This is a genomic window from Buchnera aphidicola (Diuraphis noxia) (assembly GCF_001700895.1).
Lineage (GTDB): Bacteria > Pseudomonadota > Gammaproteobacteria > Enterobacterales > Enterobacteriaceae > Buchnera > Buchnera aphidicola_D.
In genome coordinates this window covers 449,746-474,402 of record NZ_CP013259.1, presented here as the reverse complement: position 1 = coordinate 474,402, position 24,657 = coordinate 449,746, and the positions used below count along the sequence as shown (strand labels likewise).

The following is a 24,657-nucleotide window of genomic DNA, read 5'->3' as shown; positions in this document are numbered from 1 at the left end:
TTGCGTATAAAAACTATATATTTCTATTATATATATTATTTTAAATAAATTTATTTTATTTTAATTTTGTATAATATATTTTCAGTATTTTGTATAGAAAAAAGGAAAAAATTTAAAAATGTCATCATTTATATTACGACAAAATCAAGTGTATCCTTCACGTCATTTATCTTTAACTATGATATTACTAGAAGAATGGTCATTTGTTTATATAGAAGGTCTTGATGCAAAGAAATATCTTCAAAGTCAATTTACAATTGACATGAACGATTTAAGAAAAAATGATCACATGTTGTGTGCACATTGTAATTTTAATGGTAAAGTATGGAGTACGATGCGTTTATTTCATTATGATCAAGGTTATGCTTATATTCAAAGAAAAAGTATTTCTACAATACAAATAAAAGAATTACAAAAATATGCTATATTTTCAAAAGTAAAAATTCATGAATTAAATAATATTTATTTAATAGGAATCACAGGTTTGAATGCAAGATTATTTTTATTAAAATTTTTTGTAAATATACCTGATGTGAATTCACCAATAATTTATGATAACGGAAAGACCATACTATGGTTTTCTGATCCATTAGAACGGTTTTTACTAATTTTAAATGTATCAGATTTTTTATTTTTTAAAAAAAGCATTACTAACAAAATTTTTTTCAATAATAGCAAACAATGGTTGGCTTTAGATATAGAAGCTGGTTTTCCAATTATTGATAAAAAATGTTCTATCAAGTTTACGCCTCAAGCTATTAATTTAGATCAGCTTAAAGCGATTAGTTTTAAAAAAGGATGTTATTATGGACAGGAAACAGTCGCACGAATATTTTTTAAAAATTTAAATAAACGTTACTTATGTTATTTAATAGGAAATGGAAAAATTTTCCCTGAGATTGGTTCTTTTATTGAAACTAAATTAGAAAAAAAATGGTATAAGATAGGTGTTTTATTATCTCTAGTTCATATTGATGCTGAAGAAACATTAATACAAACAGTATTGCATAAATCTGTAAATGTCAATAATTCATTTAGAATATGTGGATTTAGAAATGTTTTTTTTATGACAACTATATAATCATTTTTTAAAAATATATCTTTTTTAGACGTATTTTATATAGAAATAAAATCACATGTATAATAACATACGACATTTATTTTTATTTTTTTATTGAAATTAATCGCTTAAATATCATGTCTCTAGGCATTCTTTTTATTATTTCAGCACCAAGTGGAACAGGGAAATCAAGTTTAATTAAAGGATTATTAAAATCACAATTTCTAAACAATATTAAAGCATCTATTTCTCATACTACTCGTAGTATACGTCCTGGAGAATTGCATGGAAAAGATTATTATTTTATTTCTAAAAGAGAATTTAAAATTATGATTCAACAAGAATCTTTTTTAGAATATGCAAAAGTTTTTAATCATTACTATGGAACTTCTCGCGAATTTATTGAAGACATGTTGCATTCTGGAATTGATGTTTTTCTTGATATTGATTGGCAAGGAGCAAAGCAAATTCGATATAAAATACCTAAATCAAAAAGTATTTTTTTGTTACCGCCATCTAAAGATATATTGTATAAAAGATTAAGAAACAGAGGTCAAGATAGCGATATAGTAATTGCTAAAAGAATGGAACAAGCAGTAGATGAAATGGAACATTATTTAGAATATGATTATTTGATTATTAATGATGATTTTGAAAAAGCCATTAATGATTTAATCACCATTATTTCTTCTGAACATTTATGTTTATTACATCAAAAACATAAATATAATATTTTAATTTCTAATTTATTAAAACGTTAATTTTTGTAAACAATTGTAAAAATATTTTATATAATTCTATTGAAAAAATAGAATTATATAATTAGCAAAATTATATTTTTATAAATGTTCATTGAAACTAAATATTTTTATTACGATGAAATTTTTTGCGTTCATTTTCTTTTAAATATCGTTTACGTAATCTTATAGAATGTGGTGTTACTTCTACAAGTTCATCATCGTTTATAAATCCCAATGCTTCTTCAAGTGTAAAATCGGTAGTAGTAGTTAAATTTATGGCTTCATCAGTTCCAGAAGCTCGCATATTAGTTAATTTTTTACCTGTTAAACAATTCACTGTTAAATCATTAGAACGATTATGAAGTCCTATTATCTGTCCTTCATATATTTTTTCACCATGTCTAATAAACAATTTTCCTCGTTCTTGTAAATTGAATAAAGAAAAAGCAACAGCTATACCGGTATTATTAGCAATTAAAACTCCATTTTTTCTTTGTCCAATATTATTATTTTTATAAGTATCGTAATGATTAAAAGATGAATAAAATAATCCTGTTCCAGAAGTAATACTCATAAATTCTGAACGAAATCCAATTAGTGCCCTACTAGATAAAACATATTCTAAACGTACTCTTTTATTTTCATCTATCTTCATGTTCTTTAATTCGCCTTTTCTTTCTCCTATAAATTTCATAATATTACCCTGGTGTGTTTCTTGAATATCTAAAAGTACATTTTCAAATGGTTCTTTTTTAATTCCATTAATTTCACGAAAAATTATTTTAGGACGAGAGACTTCTAATTCAAATCCTTCACGACGCATATTTTCAATTAATATAGATAAATGTAATTCACCACGTCCAGATACAGAAAAAATATTTGAATCTTTTGTTTCTTCCATTTGTAAAGCAACATTATGCATCGTCTCCTTTTTTAATCGCTCTAATATTTGACGAGATGTAACATATTTTCCTTCTTTTCCTGAAAAAGGCGATGTATTTACTGAGAATAACATGTTTACTGTTGGCTGATCTATACTTAGTGGGGGTAAGGGTTTGAAATTTTCTGGGTGACAAATTGTATCAGAAATATTTAATTTATTAAGACCTGTAATCGCAATTATATCACCAGCTACTCCTTTTTCTATCTCAATTCTTTTTAATCCAAAGTAACTTAGGACTTTATTGATTTTTCCATTACGTATTTTCCCAGAATTATCAATAATTATTACTTGATCATTTGATTTTACAGAACCTTGTTTAATACGTCCAACTCCTATACTTCCTAAATAATTATTATAATCAAGTTGTGAAATTTGCATTTGAAATTTTTGATTAGGATCAACGTTTGGAGCTGGAGCATATTTAATAATAGATTCATATAATGGAATCATATTTTTTTCCATTTTTAGATAATCTATCCCTGCAGTACCTAAGATTGCAGAAGTATAAAGGATAGGAAAATCAAGTTGTTCATCGTTAGCATCAAGATTCACGAAAAGATCAAATATTTGATTTACTACCCAATCAGGACGAGCGTTTACTCTATCTATTTTATTAATTACTACAATAGGATTTAAACCATATTTAAAAGCTTTTTTAGTTACGAATCTTGTTTGAGGCATTGGTCCATCTAATGCATCTACTACTAAAAGTACTGAGTCTACCATAGACATAACGCGTTCTACTTCGCCACCGAAATCAGAATGACCAGGAGTATCTACTATATTAATTTTATAATTATTCCATTTTATAGAAGTGTTTTTAGATAATATTGTGATACCCCTTTCTTTTTCTAAATCATTAGAATCCATAATACGTTCAGTTTTTTGTTCATGTTTCTGAAATGTCCCTGATTGTTGTAATAATTGGTCAAGTAATGTTGTTTTTCCATGATCAACATGTGCTATAATAGCTATGTTTCTTATATTTTTATGCATATTTTTCTCTTTAAATATGATTTCATGTATTTCATCAAAAATATATACTTTAGACTAATTTTAGATAGAATTACAAAAAAAGATTCATTGTTTGCAGAAATAGTATTTATATATTAAACTAAAAAATATTTTATAAATATAGTTTATAAACTAATAATTTTTAATTATTTCATAATTAGGATGAAAATTTTGCATTTATTGAACTATCATAAAACAAAATTTTTAAAAAGTTATTCGAAAACTAATGATATAGAAATTCAAGATGGTATTGAAATTGGATTTTTTGGTTATTCTAATTCAGGAAAATCTAGTGTCATTAATTCATTAACTAATCAAAAAAAATTAGCTCGTTTCAGTAAAATTCCTGGAAGAACTCAATTAATTAATGTTTTTGAGGTAGTTTCAGGTTTTAGAATAGTTGATCTTCCAGGATATGGTTATTCTGAAGTGCCCTTGTTTTTGAAAAATAAAATAAAAAAAATGATATATAATTATTTAGAAAAGCGGACACAACTCAAATGTTTAGTGTTATTAATGGATATTCGACATCCTTTTAAAGTTCTTGATCAGGATATAATCAATATTGCAATATATAATAAAATTTTTGTTTTAGTGTTATTAAACAAATGTGATAAATTTAAAAAAAATCAACAACGAATTCAATTATGTAAAGTATATAAAAAACTACATGTATTATTAAAAAAATCTTTTCAAGTTCAATTGTTTTCATCTCTAAAAAAGATAGGTATTAAAGAATTAAAATTAAATTTAAATACATTTTATCAAAAACATATCATAATAAAAAATTCAATTTTTTCAAAAAATAGTATTAAAAAATTTGAATAAATTTTCAGTATGACATGTGTTTAAAAACATATCTTTTGACGTTATATTAATAGGAATATCTATTTTGATTTTTACTAGTTTGTATGAAAGAAAAGCTAATTTTTTATAATTTTTAAGTTGGATTGTAACATTTTTAGCATTTCGAAAAGGTAAAAGTGGTATTTTTTGAATATTACAATAAATATTTTCAATGCTAGAAAACTGTTTGATTAAAAATAATGCAGTTTTTTTGCCTATTTTAGGAACACCTGGGATATTATCTGAAGCATCTCCGATTAACGCTAAAAAATCGATATATTCTTTAGGTTTAATACCATATTCGTGTTTTATTGTTTCTGATGTGATCAGATATTTTTTTTTTATTTAAAATACTAATATTTTCTGTGACTAGTTGCAACATGTCTTTGTCATGGCTTGCAATTAATACTTTATCTCCTTCTTTTTCTAATTTATATGCCAAACTTCCAATAATATCATCTGCTTCTATTCCTGGAATACTTAATATTTTAATGCCAATGTCTTGTAATATTTTAAGTAAAGGTTGAATTTGAACATATAATGCATTTGGCATAGGGGATCTATTGTTTTTATATTCTTTAAATATTTTTTTTCTAAATGTTGTTTTAAATGAATCAAAAATAATAATGAGTTTTTTGGAATGATTATATTTTTTTAAAATGTTATCTATCATTTTTAGCATTCCATATATAGCTCCATATGGTTTTCCTTTTATGTTTTTGAAATGATTAAATCCATAATAAGCGGTATATAAATATAAATTTCCATCTATTATTATAACGGGTGCTTGTTTTTGCGACATGTTTCCTCTTTTATATTATTTACTATATTCAAGTTAATATTTTTTTGAATTTATTTAAAAAAAATTTTAATATCTATTTTTTTTGAATTAAAAATTGAATTAATCTAATATATTTTTGTGCAAAATTATCTTTAAAAATTTTTTCTATATTAAAATAATCAACTATATATTTTCCGTTAACAAGGAGTATTGGTACATGTTTTAATTTAGATTTGTTAATATCTTGCTTGTATTTTTTAAGTAATATTTCTATTGTTAAACTATTCCAAAAATTATCGAATGTATTTTCATTAATCCCTGCTTTTTTTTTAAATAATTTTTTTATACTATTGATATCATAAATGGTATGAGTTTTTTGAATGCCATTAAAAATTGGCATCATAATTTTTTCTTCAATACCTATTTGTTCTGCTATTATCCAAGATTTTGTTAATATATAATTTAACGTTCCTCCTGATAAGTTAACATGATATGCATGAAATGTTATATTTTTATTTATATTTTTTTTGATTAATTTCATTGTGTTATGTGTTTTTTCAAATTCATAACAATACGGACAAAAAAACGAAAAAAAAACCATTACATGAGGAACATCGTGTATACTTTTTTTTTTATACTATATTCTTTTTTATTAATAAATTCTGCAGATGAAACGTTAAAAGATAAAAAAATAATATATAAAAAAATTAATATTGTTTTCATTTTATCACCGAATTTTATTGTTTATTATTTTTATATTATAAATTTATTAAAGTAAAGGATAATTTTAAAAATGTACTGTAACACGTTATAATTTTATTGATATATATATTTTTTTGATGTTATAAATATGTTAAAAAAATTTTACATAAATATGAAAAAATGAATTTTCTATAATGAACAAAAAAAATATAAATATTAATCTGGAATATCATACACCAATGATAAAACAATATTTATCTTTTAAAATCACAATATCCTGAAACGTTGCTTTTTATCAAATGGGTGATTTTTATGAATTGTTTTATGAAGATGCAAAACGTATTTCTCAATTATTAAAAATTACTTTAACAAAAAAAGGATACTCAAATAAAAAAATTATACCAATGGCTGGAATTCCATGTCATACAGCTAATCATTATTTATCAAAACTTATTAAGTTAGGTGAATCTATTGTAATTTGTGATCAAATAAAAGATAAACATTTTAAAAAAATTTAATTACTCGTAAGATAGTTCGTATAGTTATTCCAGGAACTACAACAGATGAAATTTTTCTTGAAGCCAATGAAGATAATTTTATATCTTCTATATGGAAAGAAAAAAATATATTTAGATATGCTATTTTAGACCTTTCTTTAGGTTTTTTTGGTGTTTCTAAGCACTTTAACCAAACTTCTTTACTTGCAGAAATTGAACGCACCAACCCTAAAGAAATACTTTATCCAGAAAATTTTTCAGATGTTTTGTTAATTTCAAGCAGAAGATGTATTCAGAAACGTCCATTATCAGAATTTGATTTAGAAACTTCATATACATTATTAAATTTACAGTTTAAAACGCATAGTTTAAATGGATTTGGAATAGAAAAAAATGATTTTATAATACGTCCTGCTAGTTGTTTACTTCGATATATTAAATTGACGAATATGAATGCAATACCTCATATTCGAATGTTAAAAAATAATTATATAGAAGACCATATTTTTATGAACGTAAGTACTCGTAGAAATTTAGAAATCACTCAAAATTTTTTAAGGGAAAATAAGAACACGTTATTTTCGATATTAAATAAAACTACTACTTCTATGGGTAGTTGAATGTTATATCGTTGGCTAAATTCTCCATTAAAAAATTTTAATTTGATCAAAAACGTCATGATAGTGTCAAGATTTTACAATCTTTTATAAAGCACTATAATCTATTCTGCGAAAAGTCAATGATTTAGAAAGAATTTATTCTCGATTATCTTTACTTACGCGTTGCCTTATGATTTTACACGTATGTGTTCCACATTAAGAATTTTACCTAATTTTCACTTAATATTAAAAAAATTAAATTGAAATATATTCAAGATATAGATCTTAATATTGGTTATTTTGAAAAAATTTTGCTCTTATTAGAAAAAGCTATTCGTCTAGATCCATCTAAATCTATTCGAGATGGAGATGTTATAGCTGATGGATATAATGTTCAATTAGATATTTTACGAGCTATCAAAAAAATTCAAAAGAGTATATTAATAATTTTGAAAAAAAATACTAATGATTGAATCATTAAAAATAAAATATAACAATATTATTCGATATTATATTCAAGTAAATAAACGTCATACTCATTTGATCCCGAAAAATTATAATAGAGTACAAACATTAAAATATACTGAATGTTATAATATTCCATTATTAAAAGAATATGAACAAAAAGTTGTGAATGCTGAAAACGAATCTTTGTTGTTAGAAAAAAAATATATATAGAGATATTTGACCATTTAGCACCATTTTTACAAGATTTAAAAAATAGTGCGTTAGCTTTTTCAGAGTTAGATGTATTAGTAAATTCTTCTGAACGTTCCATGTCTTTAAATTATACACGTCCTATTATGACTAAAAAACATAATATTTCTTTATTAAAAAGTCGACATCCAGTTGTTGAATGTTTCTTGACCACACCATTTATAAAAAATTCTGTAGTTTTATCAAAACAGCAAAAAATGCTTATTATAACAGGTCCTAATATGGGTGGAAAAAGTACTTATATGCGTCAAATTGCTCTTATTATAATAATGGCTTGGTTAGGTAGTTTTGTTCCTGCAGAATATGCTTTAATTGGTCTTATTGATAAAATTTTCACAAGAATTGGTGCAGCTGATGATTTAAGTAATGGATATTTAACGTTTATGATGGAAATGACAGAAATATCTAATATTCTTTATAATGCAACATCTAATAGTTTAGTTTTAATAGATGAGTTGGTCCGAGGAACTTCAACTAATGAAGGATTAGCATTGGCTTGGTCATGTTCTAAATATTTAATTAATCACACGAAGTGTTTCACATTATTATCTACTCATTTTATTGAATTGACAAAATTAGCTTCAAGTGAAAATTTTGTGAAACATTTTTGTTTTACTGCCTTTAATAGTAACGGTCACATAGCATTTTTATATCAAATTAAACATGGTATTTGTAAGAAAAATTACGGTATATCGGTAGCATCAATATCAGGATTACCTGATTCTGTTATCAAGAATGCAAAAGAAAATTCATGGAATTAGAAGAACTTTAGTTTTTTAAAATGTTGCTTCATAACAATTACACTTACAATCATATTTTAATTAAAATTTTTTTAACGTTATAAAAATGTAATAATAATTAATTTTTCATAAATTACATTTTATCAACAATATTAATTATTTCATATAATGAAATTTGGATTTTTAATATAATGAAAAATCAAAAAATTTTTGATCTTTTAGCTCCATTAGGATTAGAACAATTAAATTTCTTAAAACAGTTAGAAGATACTTGTTCTGATCTTCAATGCGCATGGTTATCAGGTTATTTTTGGAAAATTGCAAATAAAGATTCTAACTCTATTTCTTTGAAAGAAAATCAAAATAATAAAGATACAATAATTACTATTATTTCAGCTTCTCAAACTGGTAATGCAAAATTATTATCTCAACGACTTCATGAATATTTAACAAAAAATAATATAAAAAATCGTTTAATAGATGCTATAAATTATAAATTTAAAAAAATAAAAAATGAAAAAATACTAATTTTAATTATTTCGACTCAAGGTGAAGGTGAACCTCCAGAAGAAGCGTTATCTTTTTACAAATTTTTAATGTCAACACAAGTACCAAAATTAAATTTTTTGTATTATAGTATTTTTGGGTTAGGAGATATATCTTATGATTTGTTTTGCCAAGCAGGAAAAGATTTTGATAAAAGATTAAAAGAATTAGGCGCAAACTCTTTATTAGATAGATTTGATGCTGATATTGAATATGAAAATGATTATAATAAATGGTCTAAAAAACTGTTATCCATTATTAATGAAAAAAATATCATCAATAACTTTTCTATTAAAAATTTTAGTCAAAAAAATAATTTTGTCAATTCTGTTATTTTCTATAATAAAACAAATCCTGCGATAGCTTCTATATCAAAAAATCAAAAAATAACTGGTCGATATTCTAAAAAAGATGTACGTCATATTGAAATTGATATAAATGATTTAAACATAAGTTATACTCCTGGTGATGCACTTGGTGTGTGGTATCAAAACGATACTAATTTAATAAAAAAAATATTAAAATCACTGTCTATCAATGAATCTGAAAAAATTAATCTTAAAGAGCATATTATTACAATTTATGATGCTTTGAAGAATAGTTTTGAATTGACTGTTAATACAAAAAATATAGTAAGAAAATATGCTGATTTTTCAAAAAATAATTTCTTAAAAAATATTGTTTCTGATGAAATAAAATTAAATCAATATGTTATTAACACACCCTTAGTTAGTATGATATATGATAATCCATCAAAAATATCTTCTGATCAACTTATTAGTTTTTTACGTCCTTTAAGACCTCGATTATATTCTATTGCTTCATCGCAAGCAGAAATAAACGATGAAATTCATATTACAGTCGGTGTTGTACAAAAAATTTTTTCTAATTGTATATATTTAGGTGGTGCCTCTGGTTATCTTTCACAATCTTTAAAATCAAATAATAAAATAAAAATTTTCATTGAAATTAATAATAATTTTCGTTTACCTATAGATAAAACTACACCCATTATAATGATTGCGTCAGGAACAGGAATTGCGCCTTTTCGTGCTTTTATGCAACAACGAGATAACGATGGTTCTACAGGAAAAAACTGGATATTTTTTGGAAATCCTCACTTTACAGAAGATTTTCTATATCAAATAGAGTGGCAAGAATATATAAAAAAAGGTTTACTCACTAAAATGAGTTTAGCTTGGTCACAAGATCAAAAAAATAAAATATACATACAAGATAAAATAAAAGAACATGGAAACGAAGTTTGGTCTTGGATAGAACATGGTGCTCAAATATATGTATGCGGAAATGCTTCAAAAATGGCTAAAGATGTTGAACTAGCATTATTAGATATCATTGCTAAAAATGGTAATATGAATATTGAAGATGCTAATGAATTTTTAAACAATTTACGTATCAAGAAACGCTATAAAAGAGATGTATATTAATGAATAATGATCAAAAAATAAAGAAAGTATTGAAAACAACGCTTACTGATGCAGAGCGTGTTAAAGAAAATAGTAATTATCTTAGAGGTACAATTGTTAATGATTTAAAAAATGAAATTACCAATGGTTTCACTGGAGATAACTTTTCACTGATTCGATTTCATGGAATGTATCAACAAGATGATCGCGATTTACGCTTAGAACGCCATGAACAGAAATTAGAACCTCGTTATGCTATGATGTTACGTTGTAGATTACCAGGTGGTATTATTAAAGCAAAAAAATGGTTAAAAATTGATCATTTTGCTAGTAAATATACATTGTACGGTACAATTAGATTAACTAATCGTCAAACTTTTCAATTTCATGGCATTATAAAGAAGAAATTGAAAGATGCACATAAAATGTTACATGATATAGAATTAGATTCTTTAGGGACAGCAAATGATGTAAATAGAAATGTTCTTTGTACATCTAATCCAATGGAATCTATCGTTCATAAAGAAGCTTATAAATGGGCAAAAAAAATTTCAGAATTTTTATTACCCCATACCAAAGCATATGCGGAAATTTGGTTAAATCAAAAAAAAGTGTATACGACAGATAATGAACCGATTTTAGGTAAAACTTATTTACCAAGAAAATTTAAAACGACAGTAGTTATCCCACCCAATAATGATGTAGATTTATATGCTAATGATATGAATTTTGTTGCAATTGTCAAAAATAAAAAGATCATTGGTTTTAATGTTTTAATAGGTGGAGGTTTATCTTTTGTTCATGGGAATAAAAAAACATGGCCATCTCTTGCAAGAGAATTAGGTTATATTTCGATAGAAAATACTTTACTCGTTGCTAAAGCTATAGTAACAACACAGAGAGATTGGGGCAATCGTACTGATCGTAATAATGCAAAAACTAGATATACGATTAATAATTTCAGTTTAGAAGTTTTTAAAAAAGAAGTTGAAAAAAGAGCTAATGTAATTTTTGAACCAATTCGATTTTATAATTTCACAAATAGAGGAGATAAATTTGGTTGGAGTAAAGATATAAATCATCATTGGAATTTAACTTTGTTCATTCCTAATGGACGGATAGATGATAATGGTAATGCATCATTAAAATCTGGATTGGCAAAAATAGCAAAAATACATGATGGTAATTTTAGATTAACATCTAATCAAAACATAATTATTTCAGAAATATCTGAAAAAAATAAAAATACAATACAAGAAATTGCTATATTAAATGGATTAATAAAGAACATTAGTAATTTGCGTTTACATTCCATGGCATGCGTTTCATTTCCTACTTGTCCTTTAGCAATGGCTGAAGCTGAAAGAGTTCTTTCTTTTTTTATTACTAAATTAGAAGATATCATGTTGAAATATGGTGTTCAAAAAGAAATAATAGTTTTTCGTATTTCTGGATGCCCAAATGGTTGCGGAAGATCCTTATTATCTGAAATCGGTTTGATAGGAAAATCAAAAGGTCGATATAATTTATATATAGGCGGTAATAAAATAGGCAATCGCATTCCAAAGATGTATAAAGAAAATATTACTGAAAAAGAAATACTTTTTTATCTAGAAAATTTAATTCAAAATTGGTCTTCAAAAAGATTAAATCAAGAAGATTTTGGAGATTTTGTTATTCGAAATAATATTATAAAAAAAATTGTTAATCCCATTGCTGATTTCTGGAAATAATGTGGAGAAAATATAATGTCCAGATTTAATATTCAAGATATTAATTTATTAAACTCAGACAAAAAAAACAACATTTTATCTGAATTTAATTTATTAATCTCAAACTATTCCGCAGAAGAACGAGTATATTGGTCATTAAAAAATTTACCTGATACGCATATTATGTCATCTAGTTTTGGTATTCAATCAATGGTTTTATTGCATATCATCATACAACAAAAACCTGATATTCCTATAGTATTGATTGATACAGGTTATTTATTTCCTGAAACGTATAAATTTATTGATCTGATAAATAAAAAATATAATTTAAATTTAAAAATTTTCAGGTCAAAAATATCTCCGGCATGGCAAGAAGCTCGATACGGAAAATTATGGAAGAAAGGAATACAAGGAATTAATTTTTATAATAAAATAAATAAAGTAGAACCTATGAACTGTGCTTTAAATGAATTATCAGTAAAAACTTGGTTTTCTGGATTACGTCGTGATCAATCAAAAACCCGAAATTTATTAAATTATCTTTCTATTCAGAAAAAAGTTTTTAAAGTATTACCAATATTAGATTGGTCTAATGATCAAATACATAAATATTTGAAAAAGAATAATCTAGATATTCATCCTTTATCAAAAAATGGATATGTTTCTGTTGGTGATATACATACTACTATTAAATATATACCAGGAATGTTAGAGGAAAAAACCCGGTTTTTTGGATTAAAACGAGAATGTGGTTTGCATGAAGATTAAGTTTAATACTTTAAAAGTAGTACTATATAATAATATGTTTGTTAAAAAATTTTATTATATTCATAAATATATTCTTTTAAAATATTTTATATTTATATTTTTAATTAATTATATCAAATGACCAGTATTTATAAAAATATAAATTAATTAGAGATATAAAAAATATTTTTAGATAATATTTTCATAATTGGTTTTGTAATTTTTTTTACGATACTTTAAAAATCTTATTTATTTTAGTAAAAGGTAAATGTGAATTATCTTCCTCTTTTTTTAGATTTAACATCTAAAAATATATTAATTGTTGGTGGTGGAGAAGTTGCTTTTAATAAGATTACATTATTACTTAAAGCAAATGCTAAAGTTAATGTTATCGCAAAAGACTTGTGTACAGATGTAGAAAATCTTTTACATGAAAACAAAATAACATGGATATCTAGAGAATTTGATTCATTGTTTTTAAAAAAAATGTTTTTAGTAATTGCAGCTACAAATGATTTAAAATTAAATCAGTATGTATTTAAATTATGTAATAATCGTTGTTTATTCGTAAATGTTGTTGATGATAAATCAAAATGTTCTTTTATTTTTCCTTCTATTATTGATCGTTCCCCTATTATTATATCGCTTTCTTCAGGAGGAACCGCTCCTGTTTTATTACGTTTATTACGTGAAAAAATCGAATCAATTTTGCCTATGAAATTAGGTAAAGTTGCAAAAATTTCTGGAAAATGGAGGGAAGTAGTTAAAAACAGTTTTAATAGTTTGTTAGCAAGACGTCGATTTTGGGAAAAATTATTTAAAGGTATTTTTACTGAACATATTTTAAATGAAAATACAGAACAAGCGACTAGGATTCTAAAAAACACTCTTCAAGAACATACCTTATTAAAAGGTCAAATTAGTTTAGTAGGAGCAGGACCTGGAGATAGTGGATTATTAACTTTAAGAGGTTTACAGGTACTGCAGCAAGCAGATGTAGTATTATATGACAGATTAGTTTCTAAAGATATTTTAAATTTAATTCGTCGTGATGCAAAACGTATTTATGTAGGTAAACGTGTAGGTGTAAAAACCATATCTCAAGAAAAAATTATTAAACTATTAATATTTTTAGCGCGACAAGGTAAAAGAGTAGTACGTTTAAAAGGAGGAGATTCTTTCATATTTGGTAGAGGAGGTGAAGAAATCGAAGCAGCAAAAAATGCAGATATTGATTTTCAAATTATTCCAGGCATTACTTCTGCAATTGGTATTTCAGCATATACCGGTATACCACTAACACATCGTAAATATTCTCATGGTGTTGTTTTCATAACAGGTCATAAATATAAAAATAATTTTGTGAATAATTTTTCTATTTTATGCAATCCTTTTTATACCTTAGTAGTATATATGGGCACTTTAAACGCTATAGAAATTTCTGAAAAACTTATTATGTATGGTCGTCTAAAATCAACACCTATAGCAATTATAAGTGAAGGAACTACTATGAATCAAAAAGTTATAATAGGACGTTTAGATGAAATTAAAAAAATAATTCACCTTATTAAAACTCCATCTTTATTGATTATAGGAGAAGTTGTTCTTTTTCATGAGAAATTAAAATGGTTTAATACTAATCATAGCTTTAATAATATCGATAATATATCAAATTCTATAATAAAATTGATTTAAGGTAAATTAATGTTTAAAGAAAATACTACTCATCTCCGTCAATTAGAATCAGAAAGTATTTATATAATACGAGAGGTTGTATCAGAGTTTCAGAATCCTGTTATGCTATATTCTATTGGAAAAGATTCTTCAGTAATGCTTCATCTTGCAAAAAAATCTTTTTATCCTGGAAATTTACCATTTCCACTTTTACATATAGATACTGGATGGAAATTTCAAGAAATGTATAAATTTAGAGATTATGTGGCAAATACTAATGAAATAGAATTAATAATTCATTGTAATTCACAAGGTAAATTATTAAATTTAAATCCATTTAAAAATGGAGGTAACAAGTACACTGATATTATGAAAACTGAAAGTCTTAAAGAAGCTATAAATAAATATAATTTCGATGCAGCTTTTGGAGGAGCTAGACGAGATGAAGAAAAATCGAGATCTAAAGAACGTATTTACTCTTTTCGTGATTCTTTCCATCAATGGGATCCAAAAAAACAACGTCCTGAATTATGGTGGAATTATAATGGGCAAATTAATAAAGGAGAAAATATTCGTGTTTTTCCTCTTTCAAATTGGACTGAATTAGATATTTGGCAATATATTTTTTTGGAAAAAATAGAGATTGTTCCACTTTATTTTGCTGCTATACGTCCAGTGTTAAAAAGAGATAACATGTTAATAATGATTGATGATAAACGTATTAAACTTGATTCAAATGAAGCTATAAAAAATAAAATGATTAGATTTCGTACTTTAGGTTGTTGGCCTTTAACAAGTGCAATTGAATCTAAAGCAAAAAATCTTGAAGAAGTTATTATAGAAACACTTGCTGTCAAAACTAGTGAACGAATAGGTCGAGTTATTGATTATAACCAAAAAAGTTCAATGGAACTTAAAAAAAGACAAGGTTATTTTTAAATAAAAGGTGTTTTTAAATATGAATAGTAATGCGAAAAATGATTTTCAAAACTGGTTAAATTTACATCAAAAGAAAACTTTATTAAAATTTTTAACATGTGGTAGTGTAGACGATGGAAAAAGTACCTTAATTGGTCGTTTATTATATGATACTAAACAAATTTATGATGATCAATTATCTTCGTTAAAGGATGATAGTAAACGTCATGGAACTCAAGGAAAACAAATAGATTTTGCATTATTAGTAGATGGTCTTCAATCTGAACGTGAACAAGGAATTACTATTGATGTAGCGTATCGTTATTTTTCTACTGATAAAAGAAAATTTATTATTGCTGATACTCCTGGTCATGAACAGTATACGTGTAATATGGTTACAGGAGCGTCTACTTGCGATTTGTCTATTTTATTAGTTGATTCAAGAAAGGGTTTATTAGAACAAACTTATCGACATAGTTTTATTTCGACTTTACTTGGAATAAAATATTTAATAGTTGCTGTTAATAAAATGGATTTAGTAAACTATCAAAAAGATATTTTTATTAATATTAAAAAAAATTTTTTAAAATTTTCTAAAAAACTGTCTAATAACTTGAAAGTTTTTTTATTCCTATTTCTGCATTAATTGGTGAAAATATTGTTTTTAAAAATAATTTTATGCCTTGGTATAATGGTTTAACATTATTAAATATTTTAGAAACAGTGAAAATTCAAAACAATAATAGATTAGTTGAAATGAGATTTCCGATACAGTATGTAAATCGTCCTAATTCAAATTTTCGCGGATATTCAGGTACATTAGTATCTGGTACTATTCATGTTGGACAATTTATTAAAATTTTACCTATCAATATAACTTCTCGTATTGCTCGTATTATTGAATTTAATAAGGATTTAAAATATGCAGAAATTGGACAACCGATTACAATAGTTTTAGAAAAAGAAATAGATATTAATAGAGGAGATTTTTTTGTAAACATTAATTCTGATTTACAACCTATGCAAGAAGCTATTATTGATATCGTTTGGATGACAAGTAAAATTTTATCAATCGGACAATCATACAATGCTAAATTGTCAGGTAAAATAATACGTGTTTATGTCAAAGAAATTATATCTAGAACAGATATAAATACTTTAATGAAAAAAAAAGCAAACTTCCTAACATTAAATAATATTGGTCAAATAAAAGTAATCTTTAGTGAATCTGTTATTTTTGACGATTATCATGATAATCGAATGACAGGAAATATAATTTTTATTGATCTTTTAACAAATAGCACCGTAGGAGCAGGGATGATGAAAAAAAAATTGAAAGGAAAAGAAATCACCCCAACTGATAATAAAAATGATTTCGAATTAAGTTTCCATGCTTTTATTTCTCAACATTTTCCACATTGGAATATACCTAAATTAGCAAAAAAAAAAGTTTTTAACTAATATGAACGATGATAATTTTAAAAATAATATTACTTGGCATAAACATTCTATTACACGTGTACAACGTGAAAAAAAATATAGTCATAAATCAATTGCAGTATGGTTTACAGGTTTATCAGGTTCAGGTAAATCAACAATTGCAAATTTTTTTGAAACAATATTATTTAAAAATAATATTAAAACTTACTTATTAGATGGAGATAATATTAGATCTGGTTTATGTTCTAATTTAAATTTTAGTCGTTCTGATAGAGAAGAAAATATCAGACGTATTGGAGAAGTAGTGAAATTAATGTTAGATTCAGGTATGATAGTATTAGTATCTGTCATTTCTCCATTTCGATATCAAAGAGAAATGATTAGTAGGATGCTAGGTAAATCAAATTTTTTAGAAGTTTTTGTGAATACTCCAATCAATATATGTGAAAATAGAGATCCTAAGAATTTGTATAAAAAAGCTCGTACAGGGAAAATACTTGATTTTACTGGTATTCATGCAAAATATGAAATACCAGAAAAACCTGATCTGATTTTAGATGGTACGCAATCTTTAGAAAAAAATGCAAAAAAATTAATTAAAATTCTATATTTTCGTGATATTATATCTTTTTTTAATTTTGATTAAATAAAAAAATTTACTCTTTATAAAATTGATCAATTAGAGTAAAAGATGAATACATTGAAAATGTTCTTGTTGTTTTTATTAATTTGGTTGCAATATTCTCTTTGGTGGGGGAAAAATGGTGTGTTTGATTATATAACAATACGTAAAAAAGTATGTTTGCAAAAAAAAGAAAATATAGATCTTAATTTTCGTAACCAAAAAATTATTTTAGAACTGCAGAAATTAAATAATCATATAAAAAATGATTAAAACAAATATAGTTTTTGTAATTATTTTATAATTTTATTATATATTCAAAATTTTTAGAGTTATTTTAATGGATGTGAAAAAATATTAGTGAATTTACTAAAATTAAAAATTATTGCTATAGTACCAGCTGCAGGAATTGGAAGTAGAATGCAGTCTAGTTTACCGAAACAATATATAAAAATTAAAAATTTTACTATCCTTGAATATACCTTACATACATTATTATTGCATCCTAACATTGTTAAAATAATTGTAAGTTTGCATAAAGAAGATAAATATTTTTATAAATTACCCGTATCGTCACATTTTCGAATTATTCCTGTCATAGGAGGAAAAGATAGAATAAATTCTGTATTATCAGGACTAAAAATAAAAACAAATGCTCACTGGGTGATAATACATGATGCAGTTCGTCCTTGTTTAAGTTATCAAGATTTAGATAGATTAATATCTATTGTTAAAAAAAAACCTATAGGGGCAATTTTAGCTAGACCTGTTTCTGATACTATTAAATATAGTGATAAAAAAGGTAAGAAAACTTTATATACTCTCAACAGAAATCATTTATGGCATGCTTTAACACCTCAATTGTTTCAAATAAACGTTTTAAAAAATTGTTTAAAAAATGTGATAAAAAATAAAATTAATGTTACAGATGAAGCATCAGCACTGGAATACTACGGATATAATCCATTGTTAATTATAGGGAATAGTAGAAATATTAAAATTACTTGTCCAGAAGATTTAAGTATTGCCGAATTTTATTTAAAAAATTATGATATTAATTAGTGAAAAAAGGATGTACTTTGAAAATTGGATATGGTTTTGATCTGCATGCTTTTGGTAGTAAAAAACCTTTAATTATTGGTGGTGTTTTAATTCCTTATTCAACGGGTTTAATTTCTCATTCTAATGGTGATGTATTAATCCATACTGTAATAGATGCATTATTAGGCGCATTAGCTATGGGTGACATTGGTAGTTTCTTTCCAAGTAGTAATATAATATATAAAAATATTGATAGTAGAATACTACTTAGTAGTATTTGGAAAAAAATTAAATTAACAAATTATATTATATCTAATATTGATATTACTATTATTACAGAGTCTCCTAAAATGGCATCTTATATATTTTTTATGCGATCTAACTTAGCATTAGATCTTAATACTAAAATAGATAATATTAGTATTAAAGCTACAAGTGCAAAAAAGATAGGAGCTATTGGAAGAAAAGAAGGGATTGCTTGCCAAGCTGTAGTTATGCTTGTTAAAGATTTATAAAAATTTTTTTATAAATTCAATGGAAATATAATGGAATTAAAAAAAGTTTTATATAAATTATTTTTTTTTATTTTAGTATTAATTACTTTCAGTCATGTTTCTGTTGCGTTATCTAATAAAAAGCAAGAAAAAAATAATTATGTATATCAAAAAAAATATTCAAATATTGAATTCATTCAAAAAAAAGAAAAAAAATTTATTTTTTTAAAAAAAAATGAATGTTTTTTGTTTTCAAAATATAATGTTTTTTTTAAAAAAACAGATTTGATTATTTCTAATAGCAATTTTACTGGAATTTTTCAAAAAAATAAATTTAAGATGTTTTACGTTGTTAAACCTAAAGATACGCTTTATTCGATTGGGAAAAAATCTGGTCACAGTTATTATGAATTATCTAGATTGAATGTTATTAAAAAACCTTATAAAATTTTTGTTGGTCAAAAGATATGGGTAGGTGATTTTTTTGTTGATAATTATGTAGATAACTGTTCTGTTGTAGAATTAAATAAAAATAATGTTACTCCTTGTAAATTTATTTTTAATAATACTTTAAATTTGAAAAATTTTTTGAATAATGTAAAAAACACATATGATAAAAAATCAATAAAAATATGTTTTTCTTGCAATTATAATTGTAATATCAGTAATTTTCCTTTAAAAAACAATTTTTTTTCAAATAATTGGTTTTGGCCTGTAAAAAGTAAACATATTCAATATGTTTATGATATTAAATCAAGAAATCAACATATAGAAATTCCTGGTTTTAAAGGCCAATCAGTTTTTGCAGCAGCTGATGGAGAAGTAGTTTATATAACTGATTTATTCGAAAAATATGGTCGATTGATTATCATTCGACACAATGAAAATTATCTTAGTATTTATGCATTTAATGATGTGATTTTAGTCAAACCACGAGACAAGGTGCATGCACAACAAAAAATTTCTACAATGGGTTTTTCTGACAAGAATATAGTTCGACTTTATTTTGAAATACGTTATAAAGGAGAATCCGTAAATCCATTAAAAATTTTACCTAAAATTGATAAAAAAATTTTAGATTTTAATTTTTAAATCCATTAAAATAAATGTTGATAATCATATGACAACTATAATATTTAAAGAGTTTTATTTTGAAGCCGCACATTATTTACCTTTCGTTGATAAACAACATAAATGTGGTAGATTACATGGTCATTCTTTTTTAGTACGTTTAGAAGTAGAAGGTAAAATTCACAAAGAAACTGGATGGATAATGGATTATTCTGATATTAAATTAAAATTTAAACCAATTTATGATCAATTAGATCATCATTTTTTAAATGAAATATCTGGATTAGAAAATCCTACTAGTGAGATGTTAGCAAAATGGATTTGGAATAATTTAAAGCCGAAATTGCCTTTATTAACTTCTGTAATAATTAAGGAAACTTGTACATCTGGATGTATTTATAAAGGTGATTAAAAAGAAAAGATTTATAAACACAAATCACCTTATTAAAAGGTATTTATGAGTTTGTATAGAAAGACGCCAATTTTTAACTGTACATATTTTCATACAAATTTTTAAAGATTCTGGATTTTGACTAATGGGTTGTAAAAAAATATGACATGTTTTTCGATGTTTTAATATTGACAAAATTATTTCTAAATATAATAAATCTTGTTCTTGTAATACTGGAAATTTAATTTCATTTGCACGTATTATTGAAGTATATAAAGTTGTTTTATGTTTTTTTGGAGAAAGAGTAACCCAAGTATTAAAAGAACAATCAAGTAATTGAGTACCACTTGTTTCTATTTGACAGGTAAATCCTTGTTTTTCTAGTTTATTTGTAAGAGAACGTAAATTATATATACATGGCTCTCCACCTGTGATAACTACGTGTTTAGCTTTCCATTTTTTTTCTTTTATATTTAAAATTATTTCTTTAACATTCATATAACTCCATTTATTATTTGATATCTTTTTTTTCATCAATTCCTGAAAAGGGATTTTGTTGTTATGTATACATGACCAAGTATATTTTGTATCACACCATTTACAATGAACTGCACAACCTTGTATTCGAATAAAAATAGATGGAGTTCCAGTATAATAACCTTCTCCTTGTATTGTTTGAAAGATTTCATTAATTGAATAATACATAATTGTCTCATAAATTAATTAGGTTTTTTTATACTAAAATAAGAAGCAGGCATATTTAAAAAATACCTGATTCTTTTTTTTAGAAGAGTATTGTATATTGTTAGTGATAATTTAATTTTTTATTGCTTTATAAAATGGTGCATTTTTTTTGCCTAAATGTTCTTCTATTCTAATTAATTGATTATATTTCGCAGTTCTATCAGAACGACTCATAGAACCAGTTTTAATTTGACCTGATGCTGTTCCTACTGATAAATCTGCTATAGATGTATCTTCTGTTTCACCTGAACGATGCGAGATAATTACACCATAATTGGATTTTTTTGCTATATTTATAGCTTCAAGTGTTTCTGTCAATGTTCCTATTTGATTTAATTTAATTAAAATAGCATTAGCTATACTATTTTTAATGCCTTTTTTTAAAATTTTTGTATTAGTCACAAATAAATCATCCCCTACAAGTTGTATTTTTTTTCCTAATACATTTGTTTGATACTTAAATCCTTCCCAATCAAATTCATCTTGTCCATCTTCAATTGAAGAAATAGGATATTTATTAGATAATTCTTCTAAATAACGGGTAAATTCTTGTGAAGAAAAATTCTTTTTTTCACCTTGAAGTTGATATGTTTTAGTGTTTTTACAATATAATTCAGATGCTGCACAATCGATAGCTAGTTTGATATCTTTTCCTAATTTATATTTAGTTTTTTGTATAGCATCTTGAATAAGATTTAATGCTTCTTCATTAGATCTTAAATTAGGTGCATATCCGCCTTCATCTCCTACTGTTGTACTCATATTTTTTTCTTTTAATAATAAACCTAATGCATAAAACACTTCACATCCCATTTTTATAGCTTCTTTAATTGTTTTTGCACTAACAGGTTGGATCATAAATTCTTGAATATCAATGTTGTTATTAGCATGCTTTCCACCATTAATAATATTGATCATTGGCAGTGGCATAGAAAAAACTCCTGTAGTATTATTAATATCAGCTATATGTTGATATAAAGGGATTTTTTTAGATAAAGCCGCTGCTTTTGCAACAGCTAGAGAAACAGATAAAATAGCATTTGCACCTAATTTAGATTTATTAGATGTACCATCTAAATTAATCATAGTATGATCAATGTCATTTTGATTGTTGGCATCTTTATTTTTTAAAGCATCTGAAATTTTTTCATTAATTAAAGCAACTGCTTTTTTTACACCCATACCATTGAATCTATTTATATTTTTGTCTCTTAGTTCTAAAGCTTCAAAAGAACCTGTAGAAGCTCCAGAAGGAGATGAAGCCAAACCAATAAAACCACTCTTCAAATGTACTTCGGATTCTATAGTAGGGTTTCCTCGAGAATCTATTATTTCACGAGCTATAATTTTGATAATTTTAGACATGTTTTACCTTAATATGTTTCAATACTGTTATGATTTAATTGTGTGATATATTATTGTTTTTATACTTTCTTGCAGATTTAATGAAATCTATAAATAATGGATGTCCATCACGTGGTGTAGAAGTAAATTCAGGATGAAATTGGCATCCTAAAAACCATGGATGATTCGATATTTCTATGATTTCTACTATATTATTTTTTTGAGAGCGACCTGTCACTTTTAATCCATGTTTTTCTATTCTTTTGAGTAAAAAATTATTTACTTCATATCGATGCCGATGTCGTTCTATAATAATATCTTTTTTATATAATTTTTTAGACAAACTATTAATACTTAATTTACATGCCTGATTACCTAGTCTCATTGTACCACCTAAATTAACCTTATTTGTTTCATCAGAAATATTTTTATATATATTTATATCCCAATCTTTTATTATATCAATAATAGGGTATTTACATTTAGGATCAAATTCTGTTGAATTCGCTTCTTTTATTCCAATAACATTTTGTGCAAATTCTATAATGGCTATTTGCATTCCTAAACAAATGCCAAAATACGGAATATTATTTTCTCTTGCATACTTTGTAGATAATAACTTACCTATAATACCTCGATCACCAAAACCACCTGGTATCAAAATACCGTTAAGATTTTTTAATAGTTGAGTATCATGATGTTTTATATCTTGAGAGTTAATTAATTTTATTTTTACTTTTATTTGATTTTTTAAACCTGCATGTTTAAGTGCTTCTATGACTGATTTATATGCATCAGGTAATTTTATATATTTCCCAATAATACCAATAATAATTGTTTCATTCGAATTTTGTTCTTCATAAATTACTTGTTCCCATTCTTTTAAATCAGCTTCAGGAGCATTTAACTGAAAATACTCACAAATATAATCATCTAACTTTTGATTTTTTAATAATTTTGGTATTTTGTATATAGAGTTTACATCTTTTAAAGAAATTACAGCATTTACTGGTACATTACAAAATAATGCAATTTTTTTTCTTTCATTGATAGGTATTGTTTTTTCAGACCTACAAATTAAAATATCTGGTTGTATTCCTATTGAAAGTAATTCTTTGACTGAATGTTGAGTAGGTTTTGTTTTTATTTCACCAGCTGTGGCAATATATGGTACTAGTGTTAAATGTATATATATGACATTTTTACGACCTGTATCTGCCGCCATTTGACGAATGGCTTCTAAAAATGGTAAGGATTCAATATCTCCAACAGTTCCACCTATTTCTACAATAATAATGTCATTACTTTTTGAACATACAATAATTCTTTCTTTAATCGCATTAGTAATATGAGGAATCACTTGTATAGTAGCACCTAAATAATCACCTCTTCTTTCTTTCTGTAGAACTTTGGAATAAATACTACCGGTAGTAAAATTATTTAAATATGTCATTTTAGTATGAATAAAACGTTCATAGTGACCTAAATCTAGGTCGGTTTCAGCACCATCTTCTGTCACAAATACCTCTCCATGCTGAATAGGACTCATTGTTCCAGGATCGACATTAATATATGGATCTAGTTTTATGATGGTTACATTTAATTTTCGCGCTTTCAATATTGCTCCTAACGAAGCTGCTGCAATACCTTTTCCTAAAGATGATACTACTCCGCCAGTGATAAAAATATAATTTTTAGTCATTCTAAATATAAAATATTAGTTAAGATAAATGAATATTTTTGAATTAAAATCATAATTTTTTAACTTAAAATATTTTATTATGATATTGAATTGTAAAATATATTTGCAAAAAAGATTTTTTTGTTAAAAATTAACACGTTAT

General features: G+C 25.0%; 20 protein-coding genes and 3 pseudogenes. 16 read left to right on the top strand and 7 right to left on the bottom strand.

All coding sequences use genetic code 11. The features are described from left to right. The first annotated feature begins 118 nt into the window (after positions 1-118). Together ygfZ and gmk are read left to right on the top strand one after the other, a co-directional pair. Positions 119-1,081 (top strand): tRNA-modifying protein YgfZ, encoded by a 963-nt coding sequence (gene ygfZ / locus ATN01_RS02195; protein WP_075433452.1) that lies wholly within the window; start codon positions 119-121, stop codon positions 1,079-1,081. A gap of 116 nt (positions 1,082-1,197) precedes the next feature. Beyond that, positions 1,198-1,821 carry a guanylate kinase gene (gene gmk / locus ATN01_RS02190; protein ID WP_075433451.1) on the top strand — a complete coding sequence of 208 codons (624 nt, stop codon included), beginning with the start codon at positions 1,198-1,200 and terminating at the stop codon, positions 1,819-1,821. Between the two features lie 97 nt (positions 1,822-1,918). Here the strand turns inward: gmk and typA are convergent, their stop codons facing one another. Continuing rightward, positions 1,919-3,739, bottom strand: a complete 1,821-nt coding sequence (gene typA / locus ATN01_RS02185; RefSeq protein ID WP_075433450.1) for a translational GTPase TypA — start codon at positions 3,737-3,739, stop codon at positions 1,919-1,921. 180 nt (positions 3,740-3,919) lie between these two features. Here typA and yihA point away from each other — a divergent pair, with 180 nt between their 5' ends. Further along, the gene (gene yihA / locus ATN01_RS02180; RefSeq protein ID WP_236854788.1) at positions 3,920-4,585 is read left to right on the top strand and encodes a ribosome biogenesis GTP-binding protein YihA/YsxC; all 666 of its coding nucleotides are present in this window, start codon (positions 3,920-3,922) and stop codon (positions 4,583-4,585) included. Here the strand turns inward: yihA and ATN01_RS03165 are convergent. From ATN01_RS03165 to ATN01_RS02170, 3 genes and pseudogenes are all read right to left on the bottom strand, one after another. Then, a complete protein-coding gene (locus ATN01_RS03165; RefSeq protein ID WP_236854841.1) occupies positions 4,556-4,840 on the bottom strand; it encodes a 5'-3' exonuclease H3TH domain-containing protein in 285 nt (94 codons plus the stop codon). The genes yihA and ATN01_RS03165 overlap by 30 nt on opposite strands. A gap of 52 nt (positions 4,841-4,892) precedes the next feature. After that, the gene (locus tag ATN01_RS03160) at positions 4,893-5,405 is read right to left on the bottom strand and encodes a 5'-3' exonuclease (RefSeq protein ID WP_236854786.1); all 513 of its coding nucleotides are present in this window, start codon (positions 5,403-5,405) and stop codon (positions 4,893-4,895) included. A 73-nt stretch (positions 5,406-5,478) separates the two neighbouring features. Next, a pseudogene (locus ATN01_RS02170) lies at positions 5,479-6,107 on the bottom strand (DsbA family protein). A gap of 173 nt (positions 6,108-6,280) precedes the next feature. Between ATN01_RS02170 and mutS the strand changes: the two are divergent. From mutS to queD, 13 genes and pseudogenes are all read left to right on the top strand, one after another. Further along, positions 6,281-8,660, top strand: a pseudogene (mutS, locus tag ATN01_RS02165) (DNA mismatch repair protein MutS). A 170-nt stretch (positions 8,661-8,830) separates the two neighbouring features. Continuing rightward, complete coding sequence (locus ATN01_RS02160; protein ID WP_075433448.1) at positions 8,831-10,633, top strand: assimilatory sulfite reductase (NADPH) flavoprotein subunit; 1,803 nt, start codon at positions 8,831-8,833, stop codon at positions 10,631-10,633. Beyond that, positions 10,633-12,345, top strand: a complete 1,713-nt coding sequence (cysI, locus tag ATN01_RS02155; RefSeq protein ID WP_075433447.1) for an assimilatory sulfite reductase (NADPH) hemoprotein subunit — start codon at positions 10,633-10,635, stop codon at positions 12,343-12,345. The genes ATN01_RS02160 and cysI overlap by 1 nt, the downstream gene beginning before the upstream one ends. A 15-nt stretch (positions 12,346-12,360) precedes the next feature. After that, entirely contained in the window at positions 12,361-13,095 is a 735-nt protein-coding gene (locus ATN01_RS02150; RefSeq protein WP_075433446.1) for a phosphoadenylyl-sulfate reductase, read from the top strand. A 249-nt stretch (positions 13,096-13,344) separates the two neighbouring features. Beyond that, on the top strand, positions 13,345-14,769 hold the full coding sequence (cysG, locus tag ATN01_RS02145; RefSeq protein ID WP_075433445.1) for a siroheme synthase CysG: 1,425 nt from the start codon (positions 13,345-13,347) through the stop codon (positions 14,767-14,769). Between the two features lie 9 nt (positions 14,770-14,778). Next, the gene (gene cysD, locus ATN01_RS02140; RefSeq protein WP_075433444.1) at positions 14,779-15,687 is read left to right on the top strand and encodes a sulfate adenylyltransferase subunit CysD; all 909 of its coding nucleotides are present in this window, start codon (positions 14,779-14,781) and stop codon (positions 15,685-15,687) included. 19 nt (positions 15,688-15,706) lie between these two features. Beyond that, positions 15,707-17,127 (top strand): annotated as a pseudogene (gene cysN / locus ATN01_RS02135) (sulfate adenylyltransferase subunit CysN). Between the two features lies 1 nt (position 17,128). Then, entirely contained in the window at positions 17,129-17,752 is a 624-nt protein-coding gene (gene cysC, locus ATN01_RS02130; protein WP_075433443.1) for an adenylyl-sulfate kinase, read from the top strand. Between the two features lie 45 nt (positions 17,753-17,797). Beyond that, positions 17,798-18,001 carry a septum formation initiator family protein gene (locus ATN01_RS02125; RefSeq protein ID WP_075433442.1) on the top strand — a complete coding sequence of 68 codons (204 nt, stop codon included), beginning with the start codon at positions 17,798-17,800 and terminating at the stop codon, positions 17,999-18,001. 81 nt (positions 18,002-18,082) lie between these two features. Next, positions 18,083-18,790 carry a 2-C-methyl-D-erythritol 4-phosphate cytidylyltransferase gene (gene ispD / locus ATN01_RS02120; RefSeq protein WP_075433441.1) on the top strand — a complete coding sequence of 236 codons (708 nt, stop codon included), beginning with the start codon at positions 18,083-18,085 and terminating at the stop codon, positions 18,788-18,790. Between the two features lie 17 nt (positions 18,791-18,807). Beyond that, the gene (gene ispF / locus ATN01_RS02115; RefSeq protein ID WP_075433440.1) at positions 18,808-19,284 is read left to right on the top strand and encodes a 2-C-methyl-D-erythritol 2,4-cyclodiphosphate synthase; all 477 of its coding nucleotides are present in this window, start codon (positions 18,808-18,810) and stop codon (positions 19,282-19,284) included. Positions 19,285-19,314: 30 nt separating this feature from the next. Beyond that, entirely contained in the window at positions 19,315-20,355 is a 1,041-nt protein-coding gene (locus ATN01_RS02110) for a peptidoglycan DD-metalloendopeptidase family protein (protein WP_075433439.1), read from the top strand. 28 nt (positions 20,356-20,383) lie between these two features. Beyond that, a complete protein-coding gene (gene queD / locus ATN01_RS02105; RefSeq protein ID WP_075433438.1) occupies positions 20,384-20,746 on the top strand; it encodes a 6-carboxytetrahydropterin synthase QueD in 363 nt (120 codons plus the stop codon). 24 nt (positions 20,747-20,770) lie between these two features. Here queD and queE read toward each other — a convergent pair whose 3' ends face one another. From queE to ATN01_RS02090, 3 genes are all read right to left on the bottom strand, one after another. Continuing rightward, the gene (gene queE, locus ATN01_RS02100) at positions 20,771-21,430 is read right to left on the bottom strand and encodes a 7-carboxy-7-deazaguanine synthase QueE (protein ID WP_075433437.1); all 660 of its coding nucleotides are present in this window, start codon (positions 21,428-21,430) and stop codon (positions 20,771-20,773) included. A gap of 111 nt (positions 21,431-21,541) precedes the next feature. Next, positions 21,542-22,834: a phosphopyruvate hydratase gene (eno, locus tag ATN01_RS02095; RefSeq protein ID WP_075433436.1), complete on the bottom strand. Its 1,293-nt coding sequence runs from the start codon at positions 22,832-22,834 to the stop codon at positions 21,542-21,544. Positions 22,835-22,868: 34 nt separating this feature from the next. Next, positions 22,869-24,515, bottom strand: a complete 1,647-nt coding sequence (locus ATN01_RS02090) for a CTP synthase (protein WP_075433435.1) — start codon at positions 24,513-24,515, stop codon at positions 22,869-22,871. Positions 24,516-24,657: the final 142 nt, after the last annotated feature.